Origin of the sequence: Streptomyces sp. NPDC014991 (assembly GCF_043080665.1) — a bacterium.
Lineage (GTDB): Bacteria > Actinomycetota > Actinomycetes > Streptomycetales > Streptomycetaceae > Streptomyces.
This window is the reverse complement of the sequence record NZ_JBIBVY010000016.1, coordinates 173727-190231: the sequence shown is the minus strand read 5'-3', so window position 1 is coordinate 190231 and position 16505 is coordinate 173727. Positions and strand designations below refer to the sequence as shown.

Sequence of the window (16505 nt, the reverse complement as noted above, 5' to 3'; positions counted from 1 at the left end):
CGTTGGTGCAGATGTCGCAATCCACACCGAACCCAGAAGGCCCTCACCTGTTCAAGCACCCAGCCCGCGTGTCACCAACGTGCCGGGACAGCACAGCTAGGGCCTGCCTTTCGGATCAGGCCGGCCGGGATCGCGGGCGCCGCGTGCCGACCCCGCGACCCCGGCAAGATCCGAAAGAGAGGCCCTAGCGCACGCAGGTCACCAGTTGATGCAGGTCTTCGGGACCCAGCCGTCCTTCTTGTCGCCGCCGTAGTACCACAGGTTGCTCTTCTTGCCGCAGGCCGTGTACGAACCGCCCTTGTAGGCCTTGCCGTCGTTGCAGACCCCGCCCTTCTTGCCCTTGCCCCAGATGCCGACGGCCGTGGCCGTCGTCTTCGGCGAGGTGCGGACGTTGACCGTCTCCTTGGCCTTGACGTTGACGATCGCCTTGCTGCAGTCCCTCGGCAGCGTGGCCGCGGAGGCGGTGCCGGCGGTGGCGACGGCACCGGTGAGGGCCGTGCCGACGAGGGCGGCGGTGGTGAGCGCGGTGCCCAGAGACCTGAACTTCAAGGCGGGGTCCTCCCGTTGTGTGCGATGGCGTCCGTGCTGAAACGGATCACCGGTCACCAGGAAGACTAGTGGCCGCGGATGCTTGTCATGATCGCGGGGCTTCAGTGCACCGAGAAGCCGCCGTCCACGTGGATCGACTGGCCCGTGACATAACCGGAGGCACGGCTCGCGAGGAAGACGGCGGCGCCCGAGAAGTCCTCGGCGAGGCCGTTGCGGCCGACCATGGTGCGCGCGGCCAGCGCCGTCACCTTCCCGGGGTCGGACGACAGCCGGGCGTTGAGCGGGGTCATCACGAAGCCCGGCACGAGGGTGTTGGAGGTGACCCCGTACGGCGACCATGCCTCCGCCTGCGAGCGGGCCAGTGACTCCAGCGCGCCCTTCGAGACGCCGTACGCGCCACTGTGCACGAACGCCCGGTGTGCCTGCTGGGAGCTGATGTGGATGATCCGGCCGAAGCCCCGGCCGGCCATACCCGGCCCGAACCGCTGCCCCAGCAGGAACGGGGCCTCCAGATTCACCGCCATCGTGGCGTCCCACACCTCCTCGTCCAGCTCGCCCATCGGCGGACGCAGGTTGATCCCGGCGGAGTTGACGAGGATGTCCGGCTCCCCGAAGACACCCGCCGCCTCCTCGGCGACCGCGCGCACGCCTTCCCGGGTCCCCAGATCACCGCTGACCCAGGCCGCCCGGCAGCCCTCGGCGGCCAGCTCGGCGACGGTCGCGGTCAGCTGTTCCTCCCCGCGCGCCACGACCACCACCCGCGCCCCGGCCCGCGCCAGCGCACCGGCCACGGCCCGGCCGATACCGGAACTGCCGCCGGTGACCAGGGCGGTGCGGCCGTCGAGGGAGAAGAGCTCGGAGAGGTACGAGGGGGAGGAAGGCATGGCGGAAGCGTAGGCGAGCGCGGGGAGCGGTACGGCGGCCGGTTCGGGCCCGGGTGACCGGGCACGCCGTGCCGTCGCGGTGGAGGGACCGGCGGGGCCGTGGTCGTAGGGTGCACGGCATGAGCATCATCGGGGTGGGCATCGACGTCGCCGAGATCGACCGGTTCCGGGCGTCACTGGAGCGGACCCCCGGGCTGGCCGACCGGTTGTTCGTGGAGCGGGAGCTGCTGCTGCCCAGCGGGGAACGGCGGGGGATCGCCTCGCTCGCGGCGCGGTTCGCCGCCAAGGAGGCGCTGGCGAAGGCGTTGGGGGCGCCGGCCGGGCTGCACTGGACCGACGCCGAGGTGTTCGTGGAGGACAGCGGGCAGCCCCGGCTCCGGGTGAAGGGGACCGTGGCCGCGCGGGCCGCGGAGCTGGGCGTGCGGGCGTGGCATGTGTCGCTCAGTCACGACGCGGGCATCGCCTCGGCCGTGGTGGTCGCCGAGGGCTGACCCGTGCGGCGGCCCGCGTGTGGGCGGCGGCGATTCCGGGGCAGACTCGGTGCCATGCGTACTGCGTACAGCGTGGAGACGGTAAGGGCGGCCGAACGGGCGCTGATGGCGCGGCTGCCGGAGGGGGCGCTGATGCAGCGGGCCGCCGCCGGACTGGCCGCCGCCTGCGCCGGACTGCTCGGACGGGTGTACGGCAGCCGGGTGGTGCTGCTGGTCGGCAGCGGGGACAACGGCGGGGACGCCCTGTACGCGGGGGCGCGGCTGGCCCGGCGCGGGGCCGGGGTCACGGCCGTACCGCTGTCGCCCGGACGGGTCCACCACGAGGGACTCGCCGCCCTGCGGCGGGCGGGCGGCACGGTCGCCGCCGCCGACGCCGCCGAGGAACTGATCCTGCGGGCCGACCTGGTCGTGGACGGGATCGTCGGCATCGGCGGCAAGGGCGGGCTGCGGCCCGGCGCCGAGCGGTTCGCCGGGATGGTGGCGCGGTCCCGGGCCGCCGTCGTGGCCGTGGACCTGCCCAGCGGGGTCGACGCGGACACCGGGGAGGTGCGGGGGGCCGCGCTCCGGGCCGACCTGACCGTCACCTTCGGCACGTACAAGCCGGGACTGCTGGTGGACCCCGCGCGGGAGTACGCCGGGGTCGTACGGCTCGTCGACATCGGGCTGGAGCTGCCCGCCGTACCCGAGATCGAGGCCCTGCAACACGCCGACGTGGCCCGGCTGTTGCCGGAGCCGGCGGCGGAGAGCGACAAGTACCGGCGCGGGGTCGTCGGGATCGCCGCGGGGTCGGCACGCTACCCCGGGGCCGCCGTGCTGGCCGTGTCCGGGGCGCTGCGGGGCGGGGCGGGGGCCGTACGGTACGTCGGCCCGGCCGGCGACGCGGTCCTCGCGCGCTACCCGGAGACCCTCGTCTCCGACGCCGGTCCCGCCGGGGCCGGGCGGGTGCAGGCCTGGGTGGTCGGGCCGGGCGCCGGCGACGACGCGGCGACCGTGGCCCAGGTGCTCGCGACGGACGTACCGGTGCTCCTGGACGCGGACGGGCTGCGGCTGGCCGGGCGGGAGGCGGTACGGGGGCGTACGGCGCCGACGCTGATGACCCCGCACGCGGGCGAGGCCGCCGCGCTGCTCGGGGTACGGCGGGAAGAGGTCGAGGGTGCCCGGCTGACCGCGGTGCGGGAGCTGGCGGCGCGGTACCGGGCGACGGTGCTGCTGAAGGGGTCGACGACGCTGGTCGCCGGTTCCGGGGGCGGGACGGTGCGGGTGAACCCCACGGGGACGCCGTGGCTGGCCACTGCGGGCAGCGGCGACGTGCTGTCGGGGCTGGCGGGGTCGCTGCTGGCGGCGGGGCTGACAGCGGTGGACGCGGCGAGCGCGGGCGCGTACCTCCACGGACTGGCGGGCCGCCTCGCAGCCGGCGGCCCCCACCCGCAGGGCGCCCCGGCAGCCGCCCACGACATCGCGTCCCACATCCCCCACGCCTGGCGAAACGTACGCGCCTGAGCCCCCACCCACGCCCGGGCCCGCACCGACTGCCTCAGGGGCGCGGGAACTGCGCGACCAGCCACGACGCACCCGCGCCCGGGCAGCGAACGGAACACCCCCGGGAGGGCCCGCACCGATCCCCGCGGCGCGCCCGGCCCCCATGACCCCCGAGCCCGCCGCCGGACGCGCGCCGCCTCCGCCCCCCGGGTGACGCCCTCCGCGCGGCACCCCCGTTTCCGGCGGTCCCCGCGTTTGGCTGATTGCATGATCAGCGGACGACTTGTGTACCGGGGTGCAGCGGTGCTGCTCGCCGCCGGCACGGCCTTTCCGGTGGCCGGCAGCACCGGCACCGCCGTGGCCGCGGTAACCGCCGTACGCGCCGTACCCACCCCCGTCGGCCCGGGCATCTCCCCGAAGCCGCCCGCCCCCGCCCCCGCTCCCGCCCCCGTCCCCCTCTCCGGTCTCGTCCCCGGCGTGCCGCCCGGCCCCGCGCAGCCCTGGCAGATCGACACGCCCGACCAGGCTCTGCCGCCGCGGGTGTACACGCCCAGTGCGGCGGAGGACGCGGTGGAGCCCAGGGACGCGGCGCCGGGGACGTACGACCTCATCGAGTACGTGCCGTTGGGGGACGCCGTCGCCAAGGTGACGTGCACCAGGCAGACCGGCCCGTACCAGCGGCAGGTCGAACGGTGGCTGAAGCTGAAGGTGGACGGGAGGCAGTCCGCCTCCGACTGCCGAACGATCCGGGCGTTCCAGATCGCGTACCGGATCAAGCCGGCCGCCGGGTTCGCCGGGCCCGTCACCTGGTCGACGATGATGCTGATCTCGGCCGGGAAGAACCCGAACGCCGCCGGGAAGTGCCCGGTGCGCTCCCACCGGGTCGCCTGTGTCGATCTGGACCGTCAGCTCACCTGGGTGCAGAAGGGTTCCCGGGTGGTGTTCGGGCCGGTGCCGATGCGCAGCGGAGGCAAGGGGCACGCCACCCGTAAGGGCTGGCACACCGTGTACTGGCGGCACAAGAACCACGTGTCGACGCTGTACGGCCAGGCCATGCCGTACGCCCAGTTCTTCGACGGCGGCCAGGCCTTCCACGCCGTCTACGGCAGCATTCACACCACCGTCGGCTCCATGGGCTGCGTGAACCTGAGGCTCGCCGACGCACGCGCGCTGTGGAACGTGCTGAAGAAGGGTGACCGCGTCTTCGTGTGGGGGCGCAGGCCGGGCACCTGACACGGCGCCCGGAGCCCGTACGGCCCCCTCTGAGACACTGGGGGCGCCATGAGTGAGACTTCAACTGTGCCGACCGCCTCCCTGCGGGCCCGCGCCGAGATCGATCTGGGCGCCCTGCGCGCCAACGTGCGGGCCCTGCGCGCCCGCGCGGGGGGCGCCGGCGTGATGGCCGTCGTCAAGTCCGACGGGTACGGCCACGGGGCGGTGCCCTGTGCCCGCGCCGCCCTCGCGGCGGGCGCGGCCTGGCTCGGCACGGCCACCGCCGAGGAGGCCCTCGCGCTGCGCGCGGCCGGGCTGCCGGGCCGGGTCCTGTGCTGGCTGTGGGTGCCGGGCGGACCCTGGCGGCAGGCGATCGAGGCGGACATCGACGTGTCGCTGAGCGGCATGTGGGCCATGCGGGAGGTCACCGCCGCCGCCCGGGAGGCCGGGCGGGTCGCACGGGTGCAGCTCAAGGCCGACACCGGCCTCGGCCGCAACGGCTGCCAGCCCGGCGACGACTGGGCCGGCCTGGTCGCCGAGGCCCTGCGCGCCGAGGCCGCGGGCCTGGTCCGCGTCACCGGCCTGTGGTCGCACTTCGCGTGTGCCGACGAGCCCGGGCACCCGTCCGTCGCCGCGCAGCTCGGCCGGTTCCGGGAGATGGTGGCGTACGCCGAGGAGCAGGGCGTACGGCCCGAGGTGCGGCACATCGCCAACTCGCCGGCCGCCCTCACCCTGCCCGAGTCCCACTTCGACCTGGTCCGCACGGGCATCGCCCTGTACGGGATCTCGCCCAGCCCCGAGCTGGGCACCCCGGCCGACCTCGGACTGCGCCCGGTGATGACGCTCAGCGCGTCGCTGGCCCTGGTCAAGCGGGTTCCCGGCGGGCACGGCGTGAGCTACGGCCACCACTACGTCACCCCGGGCCCGACGACGCTCGGCCTGGTGCCCGTCGGGTACGCGGACGGCGTCCCGCGGCACGCCTCCGGCACCGGCCCGGTGCTGGTCGACGGCAAGTGGCGGACGGTCGCCGGGCGGGTCGCCATGGACCAGTTCGTGGTGGACCTCGGCGGTGACGAGCCGTCGGCGGGGGCGGAGGCGGTGCTGTTCGGGCCCGGCGACCGGGGTGAGCCGACCGCCGAGGACTGGGCGCAGGCGTCCGGCACGATCGCGTACGAGATCGTCACGCGCATCGGAACGCGCGTTCCCCGCGTCTATGTGAACGGGCAGGAACCCGGGTAACCCGTTCGGGAGCGGCAACCCGGACCGTCGGTCACGGCGGTCCCGCAGGTCACGCACGAGCACCGGCGCACCATCCGTTTCACCCCACCAGCGAACTGTTGTACGGCGAAGAGGAGCGGTACGTGAGCGAGAGCAGCGCGGAGGTCGTGGCCGACGTCGTCGCCTCGGCGGCTGCCGCCTCCGCCGCGGGGGCGGCCGGGAGCTGGCGCAGGGCGACCGGCGTCGCCGGCGCCGCGCTCGGCGTCCTCGCCGCGGGCGCGGCGGCCGGCGTGGCCATCGAGCAGATGACGGTGGGGCGCGGGATGCGCCGCCGGGCCCGGCTGGCGCTGGACTCCACCGGGCCGTACGGCACCCTGCGCGGGACCCCCGGCAAGGCGTACGCCGACGACGGCACCGAGCTGTACTACGAGGTCGACGAGACCGAGCCCGACGTGGGCCCGGACGTCTCCCCGCGCCGGCGCCGCCTCTTCGGGCGCAAGGCGCCCGCCCCGGTCACCGTCGTCTTCTGCCACGGCTACTGCCTCAGCCAGGACTCCTGGCACTTCCAGCGGGCCGCCCTGCGCGGGGTGGTGCGCACCGTGCACTGGGACCAGCGCAGCCACGGGCGCTCCGCGCGGGGCGTGGCCCAGGCCCGGGACCGGGTACCCCTGACCATCGACCAGCTCGGCCGCGACCTCAAGGCCGTGCTCGACGCCGCCGTACCGGAGGGGCCGGTGGTGCTGGTCGGCCACTCCATGGGCGGCATGACCGTCATGGCCCTCGCCGCCCAGTACCCCGAGCTGATCCGGGACCGGGTCGTCGCCACCGTCTTCGTGGGGACGTCGTCCGGGCGGCTCGGCGAGGTCAACTTCGGCCTTCCCGTGGCCGGCGTCAACGCGGTGCGCCGGATCCTGCCCGGCGTGCTCAGGGCGCTGGGGCAGCAGGCGGAGCTGGTGGAGAAGGGGCGCCGGGCCACCGCCGACCTGTTCGCCGGGATCATCAAGCGGTACTCGTTCGCGGGGCGGGACGTCGACCCGGCGGTGGAACGGTTCGCCGAGCGGATGATCGAGTCGACGCCGATCGACGTGGTCGCCGAGTTCTACCCGGCCTTCACCGACCACGACAAGACCGAGGCGCTCACCTGCTTCCGGGAGATGCCCGTGCTGGTGCTGGCCGGTGTGCGGGACCTGGTCACGCCGAGCGAACACAGTGAGGCCATCGCCGACCTGCTCCCGGAGGCCGAGCTGGTGCTCGTGCCGGACGCCGGGCACCTGGTGATGCTGGAGCACCCGGAGGTGGTCACCGACCGCCTCGCGGACCTGCTCACCCGCGCGGGCGCGGTGCCCGCAGGAGCTACCGTAAGTGGCTATGGAACGACCAGCAGCACCCGCAGCACCCGCAGCACCGCACCACCGCGCTGAGACCCGGCTGACGGTCACCTCGCCCGAGCAGATGCGGGAGCTGGGCCGCCGGCTCGCCGCGCTGCTGCGCGCGGGTGACCTGGTGATGCTCACCGGGGAACTGGGCGCGGGCAAGACCACGCTGACCCGCGGGCTCGGCGAGGGCATGGGCGTGCGCGGCGCGGTCACCTCGCCGACGTTCGTCATCGCCCGGGTGCATCCCTCCCTCGGCGACGGCCCGCCCCTGGTCCACGTGGACGCCTACCGGCTCTCCGGCGGACTGGACGAGATGGAGGATCTGGACCTCGACGTCTCCCTGTCCGACTCGGTGATCGTCGTGGAGTGGGGCGAGGGCAAGGTCGAGGAGCTGACCGAGGACCGGCTCCAGATCGTCATCCACCGTGCCGTCGGGGACACCACCGACGAGGTGCGGCACGTGACCCTGGCGGGGCTGGGGGAGCGGTGGGCCGGAGCCGGCCTGGAGACGCTGTCCGGCTGAGGGCCGGCGCACTTCCCGACAAGCTGTCGGCACCGTATTGCGCGGGACGTCCCGGGCGTGGTCACATGGTACCCAGCCCGTAGTTAGGTGTGCCTAACTACGCCCGCCCCCGCACTCCAGGAGGCGTCCATGACCGCAGCCCGGCCCACGCACCGGCCCCGGCCCGCCACCCCGGACGGGGTGTCCATGCGCGATCTGCTGGCGTCGTGCGCCGCCGCGGACGCCGTCTCCCGGCCACCGCGGGCCCCGGAACCGCGCCGGAAGCCGGAGCCTGTGGTCCTTCCCGTGGGGGAGGGCCACCCCCGAGCGGCCTGAGACCGGCTGGGGGACGTCCCCGGCGGGCCGAGGGCGGTTCTAGAAGCGCCCCGGCCCCGGGGACCATCCCGGTGCCTGGAGGCCGGCCGGCGGACCGCCGTGGCGGTCAGGGGCCGGCTAGCGGATCACGACCACCCGTACGCCGATCGTCGCGAAGCGCCACATCGCGTCCCCGTCCTCCCGGTTCTCCCGGATCCCGCCCGTCTTCACACCGGCCGCCGGGCCGGGGCCGTCGCCCACCGCCGCGCTGAATCCGATCACCACGCCCTGCACGGTGGTGAAGCGCACCACGTGTTCGACGGGGCGGCCGTCGGTCCCGGTGACCGCGTTGGAGCGGGAGGTCACCCAGTAGGTGCCGAGCGGCGGATCCACGTTCCCCGGGCGCACCGGGAAGGTGCGCTGCGTCTGGTCGCGGTCGCCGACCAGCCAGACCCGGTCGTCGTCCACCGAGTACACCACCCGTTCACCCGTGCCGGAGCCGCCCGGCAGGGCGGTCGGGTCGCGCCGGTCCCGGGGAGCCTTGGGCGCGGACGTGGGGGACGCGTGCGCGGCCGGCGTGTCACCCAGGGCCGCCGGGACGGTCGCCTGGGCCCGGTAGGCGAGGAAACCGATCGCTCCGACGGCCGCAGCGGTGAGGACGGCCACGACTCCCGAGCTGGTCCCTGCCACGTGCGCCCACCTCCATTTCATCCGATATGCCGTACTTCGTACAGACCGTAGCAGTCGGTGACCGTACGACCCGGACGGCCATGCGGGCGGCGCGGGCGCCGTAGGCTGTTCGCGTGCTCTTGCTCGCTCTGGATACCGCAACACCCGCCGTCACCGTCGCGCTGCACGACGGCACCGACGTCATCGCCTCGTCGAGCCAGGTGGACGCGCGCCGGCACGGAGAGCTGCTGCTGCCGGCCGTCGACCGCGTGCTCACCCGGGCCGGGCTGAAGCTGGAGGCGGTCACCGGGATCGTCGTCGGCACCGGCCCCGGCCCCTACACCGGCCTGCGTGTCGGCCTGATGACCGCCGACACCTTCGGCCTCGCGCTCGGCGTCCCGGTGTACGGCGTGTGCACGCTCGACGGCCTCGCCCACGCCGCCGGCATCGAGACGGGCCCCTTCGTCGTGGCGACCGACGCCCGGCGCAAGGAGGTCTACTGGGCCACGTACGCCGACCCGCGCACCCGCCTGACCGGCCCGGCCGTCGACCGTCCGGCCGACATCGCCGAGCAGGTCGCCGGGCTCCCGGCGGTCGGGGCCGGCGCGCTGCTGTACCCGGACACGTTCGGGGACGCCCGCGAGCCGGAGCACGTGTCCGCCGCGTCCCTCGCCTCGCTCGCCGCCGGGAAGCTTGCCGCGGGCGAGGAACTCCCGGCGCCGCGGCCGCTGTACCTGCGCCGGCCCGATGCCCAGGTCCCCAAGAACTACAAGGTGGTCACCCCCAAGTGACACAGCCGGCAGCCCCCGCACTGCGCGAGATGCGCTGGTGGGACATCGACCCGGTCCTGGTGCTGGAGAAGGACCTCTTCCCCGAGGACGCCTGGTCCCGGGGCATGTTCTGGTCCGAGCTGGCCCACTCCCGGGGCCCGGACGCCACCCGGCGCTACCTCGTGGCCGAGTCCGACGGCCGCGTCGTCGGATACGCCGGCCTCGTCGCCGCAGGCGAGCAGGCCGACGTCCAGACCATCGCCGTCGCCCGCGACCACCAGCGCACCGGCCTGGGCGCCCGCCTGCTCACCGAGCTGCTGCGCGCCGCGACCGCGTTCGAGTGCCACGAGGTGCTGCTCGAGTGCCGGGTCGACAACGTCCGCGCCCAGAGGCTCTACGAGCGCTTCGGCTTCGCCCCCATCGGCTTCCGGCGCGGCTACTACCAGCCGGGCAACATCGACGCCCTGGTGATGCGCCTGACCACGGAACCCGGCAGCGGCTCCGCTGCGGGCTCCGCCCCCGTACAAGGAACCGATATCAATGACTGACGAACCACTCGTCCTCGGCATCGAGACCTCCTGCGACGAGACCGGCGTCGGCATCGTCCGCGGCACCACCCTGCTGGCGGACGCCGTCGCCTCCAGCGTCGACGAGCACGCGCGCTTCGGCGGAGTCGTGCCCGAGGTGGCGTCCCGGGCACACCTGGAGGCGATGGTCCCCACCATCGACCGCGCGCTGAAGGAGGCGGGCGTCCGTGCCCGCGACCTGGACGGCATCGCGGTCACCGCCGGTCCCGGGCTCGCGGGCGCGCTGCTCGTCGGTGTCTCGGCGGCCAAGGCGTACGCCTACGCCCTCGGCAAGCCCCTGTACGGCGTCAACCACCTCGCCTCGCACATCTGCGTGGACCAGCTGGAGCACGGCCCGCTGCCCGAGCCGACGATGGCCCTGCTGGTGTCCGGCGGCCACTCCTCGCTGCTGCTGTCCTCGGACATCACCTCCGACGTCCGCCCGATGGGCGCGACCATCGACGACGCGGCCGGCGAGGCCTTCGACAAGATCGCCCGCGTGCTGAACCTGGGCTTCCCCGGCGGCCCGGTCATCGACCGGTACGCGAAGGAGGGCGACCCGCGGGCCATCGCCTTCCCGCGCGGCCTGACCGGCCCGCGCGACCCGGCGTACGACTTCTCCTTCTCGGGTCTGAAGACCGCCGTGGCGCGCTGGATCGAGGCCCGGCGCGCGGCCGGCGAGGACGTCCCGGTGCGCGACGTGGCCGCCTCCTTCCAGGAGGCCGTCGTCGACGTCCTCACCCGCAAGGCCGTCCGCGCCTGCAAGGACGAGGGCGTCGACCACCTGATGATCGGCGGCGGGGTGGCCGCCAACTCCCGGCTGCGCGCCCTCGCCCTGGAACGCTGCGAGGCGGCCGGCATCCGGCTGCGCGTGCCCCGCCCCAAGCTGTGCACGGACAACGGTGCGATGGTGGCCGCGCTCGGCGCCGAGATGGTCGCCCGCAACCGGGCCGCCTCCGCCTGGGACCTGTCGGCCGACTCCTCCCTGCCGGTGACCGACCCGCACGTCCCGGGCCACGACCACACCCACGATCACGTGCACGAGGTCAGCAAGGAGAACCTGTACTCGTGACCGTCGCGCTGATGTGGGAGGCGCGGGCCGCCGCGGGCCGCGGGGAGGACCTGCTGGCCTGGGTCCGCGGACAGGCCCTCACCCCCGGGCCGGCGCGGCGCGAGACCTTCCGCGCGCCGCAGGACCGGGTGCTGGTCATCACGTGGTGGGACGCGCCCTACGACGCCCCGCTGCCCGAACTGCCCGAGCCGGACGCGGAGCTGGTGACGCGCGCCGTGCACCGCTGGCGGTTCGAGGCGGTGGCGGACGGCTGAGCGGCGGGTTGATCCTTCCGGCCGGACTGCGCTATGATCATCACACAGCGAACGGCCGGAACGCCGGCCCGGACGCAGTGCGTTGGTGGTCCAAGGAAAGACGTCCCGCTTCCTGCGGGGAGATGCAGGTGCAAGGCCTGCCCGGCGCTCCACTCGATACCCCGCCCCCGGATACCCGGGGGCGGGGTATCGGCGTTACGGCCCCCCGGCCGTCGGCGCCCGCGTCACCCTCCCCATTGTCATGCCCGGACAGACCCGGCCGGGGCGGCCGTCGGACCGTGATACAGGATCGCCATGTGAACAACAGCAGCAGACGCACCGTCCTCGCCTCCGTCGCCGCCGTAGCCGCCGGCCTGCCCACCCTCAACGCCGTGATGGGCGGCGGTGCCACGCCGGCCGCGGCGGCCGACCAGTACGGGTCGAACACCGACCTGTACACCCGTACCGCGGCCAAGGAGGGCACCGACTGGTCGCGCCGGTTCCGCATAGGGGCGCCGGTGCAGGTCACGGACAACGCCCGCGGCACGAGCAGCCCCGTCACCAGCACGGCGGTGCTCGCGCCGCACGGCGGCGGGATCGAGGCCGGCACGAGCGAGCTGTGCCTGGCCGTCGCCGGTTACACGCCGTTCGACGCGGGCACCGACCCGGCGAGCGCGGCGGTGCCCGGAGAGCCGCAGCGCGACTACTGGATGTTCGAAGCCCTGGCCAACTCCGCCGCGCAGCACGTCACCGCCACCCACTGCGACGACCCTGCCGCCCTCGCCGTCTGCACCGGCAACCTGTACGCCGTCGCCCTGCACGGCTTCGACGACACGGCCACGAAGAAGATCGTCATCGGTGGCCGGGACGAGCGGCTCAAGCGCAACCTGCTCGCGGCCTTCACGAAGTACGGGCTGACCACCCCGGCGGCCGACGCCGACCGGAACGTGACCGTGGTCCTCGCGGGCGCCACGGACCCCATCAACGGCGACGACCCGGCCAACATCGTCAACCGCACCCGTACCGGCGCCGGCGCCCAGATGGAGCTGTCCACGGCACTGCGCAAGGCGATGTTCGGTGACTTCTCCGGCGCCGCCAAGCGCAGGACGACGGCCGGGGTGCCGAGCGCCGACAGCCCCTACGCCGACCACTTCTGGAACGGCTTCGTGGGCGCCGTCCGCGAGGCGATCAGAAACCACGAGCTGGGCCTCGACGCCCTCTAGGACGGCACGGCTCGGGCCACCGCGCCGCGCCCGTCACCCTCGGTGACGCCGGGGAGTGGAGGCGGCCCGTTCCGTACCCTGGCGGCATGCGCATGCGCCCCACTCTGAGCTGGACCCCCACCGAGGACCTGCCCGCGGGCACCACCGACCCGGAGCCGGTCGCCGCCGCGCTGGGCACCGGCGGTGTGCTGGTGCTCAGCGGGGCGGGCATCTCCACGGAGTCGGGCATCCCCGACTACCGGGGCGAGGGCGGGAGCCTGAGCCGGCACACCCCGATGACCTATCAGGACTTCACCGCCGACGCCGGGGCCCGGCGTCGGTACTGGGCGCGCAGCCACCTCGGCTGGCGCACCTTCGGCAGTGCCCGGCCCAACGCCGGGCACCGGGCCGTGGCCGCCTTCGGGCGGCAGGGCCTGCTCTCGGGTGTGATCACCCAGAACGTCGACGGCCTGCACCAGGCCGCAGGCAGCGAGGGCGTCGTGGAACTCCACGGCAGCCTGGACCGGGTCGTCTGCCTTTCCTGCGGCGCCCTCAGTCCGCGCCGCGACCTCGCCCGGCGGCTGGAGGAGGCCAATCCGGGCTTCGAGCCGGTGGCCGCCGGGATCAACCCGGACGGTGACGCCGACCTCACCGACGAACAGGTCGGCGACTTCCGCGTGCTGCCCTGCGCGGTCTGCGGCGGCGTCCTCAAGCCGGACGTGGTGTTCTTCGGTGAGGCGGTTCCACCGCAGCGGGTGGAGCACTGCCGCGCGCTGGTCCGGGAGGCGGCCTCGCTGTTGGTCCTGGGTTCCTCGCTGACGGTGATGTCCGGGCTCCGGTTCGTCCGCCAGGCGGCCGAGGCCGGCAAACCGGTGCTGATCGTCAACCGGGACCCGACCCGCGGCGACCGGCACGCCCTGACCCGGGTCGCGCTGCCCCTGGGAACGGCCCTCACCACCGTGGCCGGCCGACTGGGCCTGCCCGTCGACGACCAGGCAGCGGCCTGAACCACCGTGATCGGGGCCGAGCCGCCATGGCCGAGTCCGGTGGCGGGGCCCCGGGTGCCCCGGACCGGTATTGTTTCGGATTGTGTAGCGAATGTTTCGGGAATCCGTGGTGAGCTCGGACCTTCGTCGCGACGGGCCCTGGGGTTACGATCGCGGGCATGAAGCCTTCGAAGCCCGCAGAGACGCAGACGGCGACCCTCGCCGAGATCGCCCGTGAGGCCGGGGTGTCCGCTCCGACTGTTTCGAAGGTCCTCAACGGCCGGGCCGACGTCGCCCCCACCACCCGCGCCCGTGTCGAGGAACTGCTGCGCGCCTACGGCTACCGGCGCCGGCGCGCCGAGGCCTCCCGGTCGCCGCTGATCGACCTCGTCTTCCACGAACTGGAGAGCGCCTGGGCGATGGAGGTCATCCGGGGCGTGGAGAACGTGGCCCGGGACACCGGCCTGAGCGTCGTCCTGTCCGAGTCGGCCGGGCGGCTCACCCCGGGCCGGACCTGGGCCGACCAGGTCGCCGCCCGCCGCCCGCACGGCGTGGTGCTGGTGCTGTCCGGGCTCGACGAGTCGCAGCGGGCGCTGCTGACCAGCCGGTCCATCCCGTTCGTGGTGATGGACCCGGCCGGCGACCCGGGCCCGGACGTGCCCTCGATCGGCGCCACCAACTGGCAGGGCGGGCTGGCCGCCACCCGGCACCTGGTGGAACTCGGCCACACCCGGATCGGTGCGATCAGCGGGCCGTCCCGGATGATGTGCAGCCGGGCCCGGGTCGACGGCTACCGGGCGGCCCTGGAGACGGCCGGTGTGTCCGTGGACCCCTCGCTCGTCGTGACCGGCGACTTCCACCACGACGCCGGCTACCGCCTGGGCCTGGAACTGCTGCGCCGCCCGGACCGGCCGACCGCCGTCTTCGCGGGCAACGACCTCCAGGCGCTCGGCCTGTACGAGGCCGCCCGCGAACTCGGCCTGCGCGTCCCGGAGGACCTGAGCGTGGTCGGCTTCGACGACCTGCCGGTGGCCCGCTGGGTGGGCCCGCCGCTGACGACCGTGCGGCAGCCGCTGACCGAGATGGCCGAGGCCGCGGCCCGGCTGGTGCTGGAGCTGGGGCGCGCCGAGGGGGAGCGGGCGGCGACCCGGGTGGAGCTGGCGACGAGTCTGGTGGTGCGGTCGAGCACGGCGCCGCCCGCTGCGGTCTGAGGGCCCGGATGTATTGACGGGTGCCGAGCACCACCCCACACTGCTCCGAGTCAATCGGTTGTTCGACCGAAACTTTCGGAGGCCCCCGCCATGAGATCTCTCAGGACCGGCTTACCTCTCGCATCCCTCACTTCCCTCGCATCCTTGCTGACCGGCGCGGCGCTGCTGCTCACGGCGCCCGCGGCGCACGCCGCCGACACCCCGCTGCGCGATCTCGCGGCGGCGAAGGGCAAGGTCGTCGGCACCGCCGTCACCGGCTCCCGGCTCACCGGGGCCTACGGCGACATCACCGGAAGCCAGTTCGGTTCGCTCACCCCCGGCAACGCCATGAAGTGGGAGACCGTCGAGCCCAGCCAGGGCAGCTTCAACTGGACCGAGGCCGACCAGATCGTGGCCTTCGCCCAGGCCCACGACCAGCAGGTGCGCGGCCACACCCTGGTCTGGCACAGCCAGAACCCGGGCTGGCTCAGCAACGGCAGCTGGACCTCCGCCCAGCTCGGCAGCCTGCTCCAGAACCACATCAGCACCGAGGTCGGCCGCTACAAGGGCAGGATCGCGGCCTGGGACGTCGTCAACGAACCCTTCAACGAGGACGGCACCTACCGCTCTGACCTCTGGTACAACGGCCTCGGCCCGGGCTACATCGCGAACGCCCTGACCTGGGCGCACGCGGCGGACCCGGACGCCAAGCTGTACATCAACGACTACAACGTCGAGGGCGTCAACGCGAAGTCCACCGCCCTGTACGACCTGGTCAGGTCCCTCAAGGAGCAGGGCGTTCCGATCGGCGGCGTCGGCCTCCAGGCCCATCTGATCCTCGGCCAGGTGCCGTCGACGCTCCAGCAGAACATCCAGCGCTTCGCCGACCTCGGCGTCGACGTGGCGATCACCGAGCTGGACGTCCGCATGCAGCTGCCGGCCGACAGCGCGAAACTTGCCCGACAGGCGGCCGACTTCAAGTCCGTCGTGGCCGCGTGCGCGGCCGTGACCCGCTGCGTCAACGTCACCGTCTGGGGCTTCACCGACGCCGACTCATGGGTGCCGGGCACCTTCCCCGGCTACGGGGCGGCGACCCCGTACGACGAGAGCTACCAGCCCAAACCGGCGTACCACGGCATAGCGGAGGCGCTCGGCGGCTCCACCACCACCCCGCCGCCGGGCCCCGGCGCCTGCACCGCCACGTACACCGTCACCAGCCAGTGGAACAACGGCTTCACCGGCCAGGTGAGAATCTCCTGCTCCGGCGCCTCGCTGTCCTCGTGGAAGGTGAGCTGGAGCTACGGCGCGGGCCAGCGGATCACCCAGGCCTGGAACGCGGCCTGCACCCAGTCGGGGACGGCCGTGTCATGCGCCAACGTGTCCTACAACGGCGCCGTCCCGGACGGCGGTTCGGTGACCTTCGGGTTCAACGCCTCCTGGACCGGCAGTAATCCGGTCCCGACGGTGACACTGGGATGAGACTCCTTCGAGGGAACCGACGCGGCCTCCGCTGACATCCCGCTGACACCCCGGACGCACGTTCCTGTCGGGACGCGACACGAGGCGCGGGGCGCCACGACGGCCCGGCGGGCGGCGGTCGGTAGCGGGCCGCCGGCCTCGCCCCGGCGGGCGGCGTGGTGCCGGGCCGGCCCGCCGCCGGGCGTGCGGGGAGGGGGCGCCGGCGTCCGTGCCGCAGCCGCTTGCCGGTGCCTGCAGGGGCCGGGCCGGCGTGACACACGTGCCCCCGGCCGCAGCCGTGCGTGTCGTCACAGCGCCGGCGGCGAGCGCACT

17 protein-coding genes are annotated in these 16505 nt (G+C 74.1%); 14 read left to right on the top strand and 3 right to left on the bottom strand.

The window, feature by feature from the left end; translation table 11 throughout:
* Nucleotides 1–198: 198 nt before the first annotated feature.
* Entirely contained in the window at nucleotides 199–549 is a 351-nt protein-coding gene (locus ACF1BE_RS24450) for a hypothetical protein (RefSeq protein ID WP_392201149.1), read from the bottom strand.
* 101 nt (nucleotides 550–650) lie between these two features.
* Complete coding sequence (locus tag ACF1BE_RS24445; RefSeq protein WP_392201148.1) at nucleotides 651–1433, bottom strand: SDR family NAD(P)-dependent oxidoreductase; 783 nt, start codon at nucleotides 1431–1433, stop codon at nucleotides 651–653.
* A gap of 119 nt (nucleotides 1434–1552) precedes the next feature.
* On the opposite strand from ACF1BE_RS24445, the gene ACF1BE_RS24440 reads away from it, so the two are divergent.
* The 6 genes from ACF1BE_RS24440 to tsaE all read left to right on the top strand — a co-directional run bounded on the left by ACF1BE_RS24440 (nucleotide 1553) and on the right by tsaE (nucleotide 7732).
* On the top strand, nucleotides 1553–1924 hold the full coding sequence (locus ACF1BE_RS24440) for a holo-ACP synthase (RefSeq protein ID WP_392201147.1): 372 nt from the start codon (nucleotides 1553–1555) through the stop codon (nucleotides 1922–1924).
* A gap of 54 nt (nucleotides 1925–1978) precedes the next feature.
* Nucleotides 1979–3424: an NAD(P)H-hydrate dehydratase gene (locus ACF1BE_RS24435; RefSeq protein WP_392201146.1), complete on the top strand. Its 1446-nt coding sequence runs from the start codon at nucleotides 1979–1981 to the stop codon at nucleotides 3422–3424.
* A gap of 249 nt (nucleotides 3425–3673) precedes the next feature.
* On the top strand, nucleotides 3674–4636 hold the full coding sequence (locus ACF1BE_RS24430; RefSeq protein WP_392201157.1) for a L,D-transpeptidase: 963 nt from the start codon (nucleotides 3674–3676) through the stop codon (nucleotides 4634–4636).
* A 48-nt stretch (nucleotides 4637–4684) separates the two neighbouring features.
* Nucleotides 4685–5854 carry an alanine racemase gene (alr, locus tag ACF1BE_RS24425; RefSeq protein WP_392201145.1) on the top strand — a complete coding sequence of 390 codons (1170 nt, stop codon included), beginning with the start codon at nucleotides 4685–4687 and terminating at the stop codon, nucleotides 5852–5854.
* A 122-nt stretch (nucleotides 5855–5976) separates the two neighbouring features.
* Nucleotides 5977–7254, top strand: a complete 1278-nt coding sequence (locus ACF1BE_RS24420; protein ID WP_392201144.1) for an alpha/beta fold hydrolase — start codon at nucleotides 5977–5979, stop codon at nucleotides 7252–7254.
* Nucleotides 7202–7732: a tRNA (adenosine(37)-N6)-threonylcarbamoyltransferase complex ATPase subunit type 1 TsaE gene (gene tsaE, locus ACF1BE_RS24415; protein WP_392201143.1), complete on the top strand. Its 531-nt coding sequence runs from the start codon at nucleotides 7202–7204 to the stop codon at nucleotides 7730–7732. The genes ACF1BE_RS24420 and tsaE overlap by 53 nt, the downstream gene beginning before the upstream one ends.
* Before the next feature lie 432 nt (nucleotides 7733–8164).
* Here the strand turns inward: tsaE and ACF1BE_RS24410 are convergent, their stop codons facing one another.
* Nucleotides 8165–8716, bottom strand: coding sequence for a hypothetical protein (locus ACF1BE_RS24410; RefSeq protein WP_392201142.1), 552 nt, complete (start codon nucleotides 8714–8716; stop codon nucleotides 8165–8167).
* Nucleotides 8717–8829: 113 nt separating this feature from the next.
* On the opposite strand from ACF1BE_RS24410, the gene tsaB reads away from it, so the two are divergent.
* From tsaB to ACF1BE_RS24370, 8 genes are all read left to right on the top strand, one after another.
* A complete protein-coding gene (gene tsaB / locus ACF1BE_RS24405) occupies nucleotides 8830–9486 on the top strand; it encodes a tRNA (adenosine(37)-N6)-threonylcarbamoyltransferase complex dimerization subunit type 1 TsaB (protein ID WP_392201141.1) in 657 nt (218 codons plus the stop codon).
* A gap of 29 nt (nucleotides 9487–9515) precedes the next feature.
* Nucleotides 9516–10013 (top strand): ribosomal protein S18-alanine N-acetyltransferase, encoded by a 498-nt coding sequence (rimI, locus tag ACF1BE_RS24400; protein WP_392201156.1) that lies wholly within the window; start codon nucleotides 9516–9518, stop codon nucleotides 10011–10013.
* On the top strand, nucleotides 10006–11103 hold the full coding sequence (gene tsaD, locus ACF1BE_RS24395; RefSeq protein WP_392201140.1) for a tRNA (adenosine(37)-N6)-threonylcarbamoyltransferase complex transferase subunit TsaD: 1098 nt from the start codon (nucleotides 10006–10008) through the stop codon (nucleotides 11101–11103). Before rimI ends, tsaD begins: the two co-directional genes overlap by 8 nt.
* A complete protein-coding gene (locus ACF1BE_RS24390) occupies nucleotides 11100–11357 on the top strand; it encodes a hypothetical protein (RefSeq protein WP_392201139.1) in 258 nt (85 codons plus the stop codon). The genes tsaD and ACF1BE_RS24390 overlap by 4 nt, the downstream gene beginning before the upstream one ends.
* 296 nt (nucleotides 11358–11653) lie before the next feature.
* Nucleotides 11654–12559 (top strand): poly-gamma-glutamate hydrolase family protein, encoded by a 906-nt coding sequence (locus tag ACF1BE_RS24385; protein ID WP_392201138.1) that lies wholly within the window; start codon nucleotides 11654–11656, stop codon nucleotides 12557–12559.
* Between the two features lie 86 nt (nucleotides 12560–12645).
* A complete protein-coding gene (locus tag ACF1BE_RS24380) occupies nucleotides 12646–13545 on the top strand; it encodes an NAD-dependent protein deacetylase (RefSeq protein WP_392201137.1) in 900 nt (299 codons plus the stop codon).
* A gap of 158 nt (nucleotides 13546–13703) precedes the next feature.
* Nucleotides 13704–14735, top strand: coding sequence for a LacI family DNA-binding transcriptional regulator (locus ACF1BE_RS24375; protein ID WP_392201136.1), 1032 nt, complete (start codon nucleotides 13704–13706; stop codon nucleotides 14733–14735).
* 90 nt (nucleotides 14736–14825) lie between these two features.
* Complete coding sequence (locus ACF1BE_RS24370) at nucleotides 14826–16193, top strand: endo-1,4-beta-xylanase (RefSeq protein WP_392201135.1); 1368 nt, start codon at nucleotides 14826–14828, stop codon at nucleotides 16191–16193.
* Nucleotides 16194–16505 lie beyond the last annotated feature (312 nt).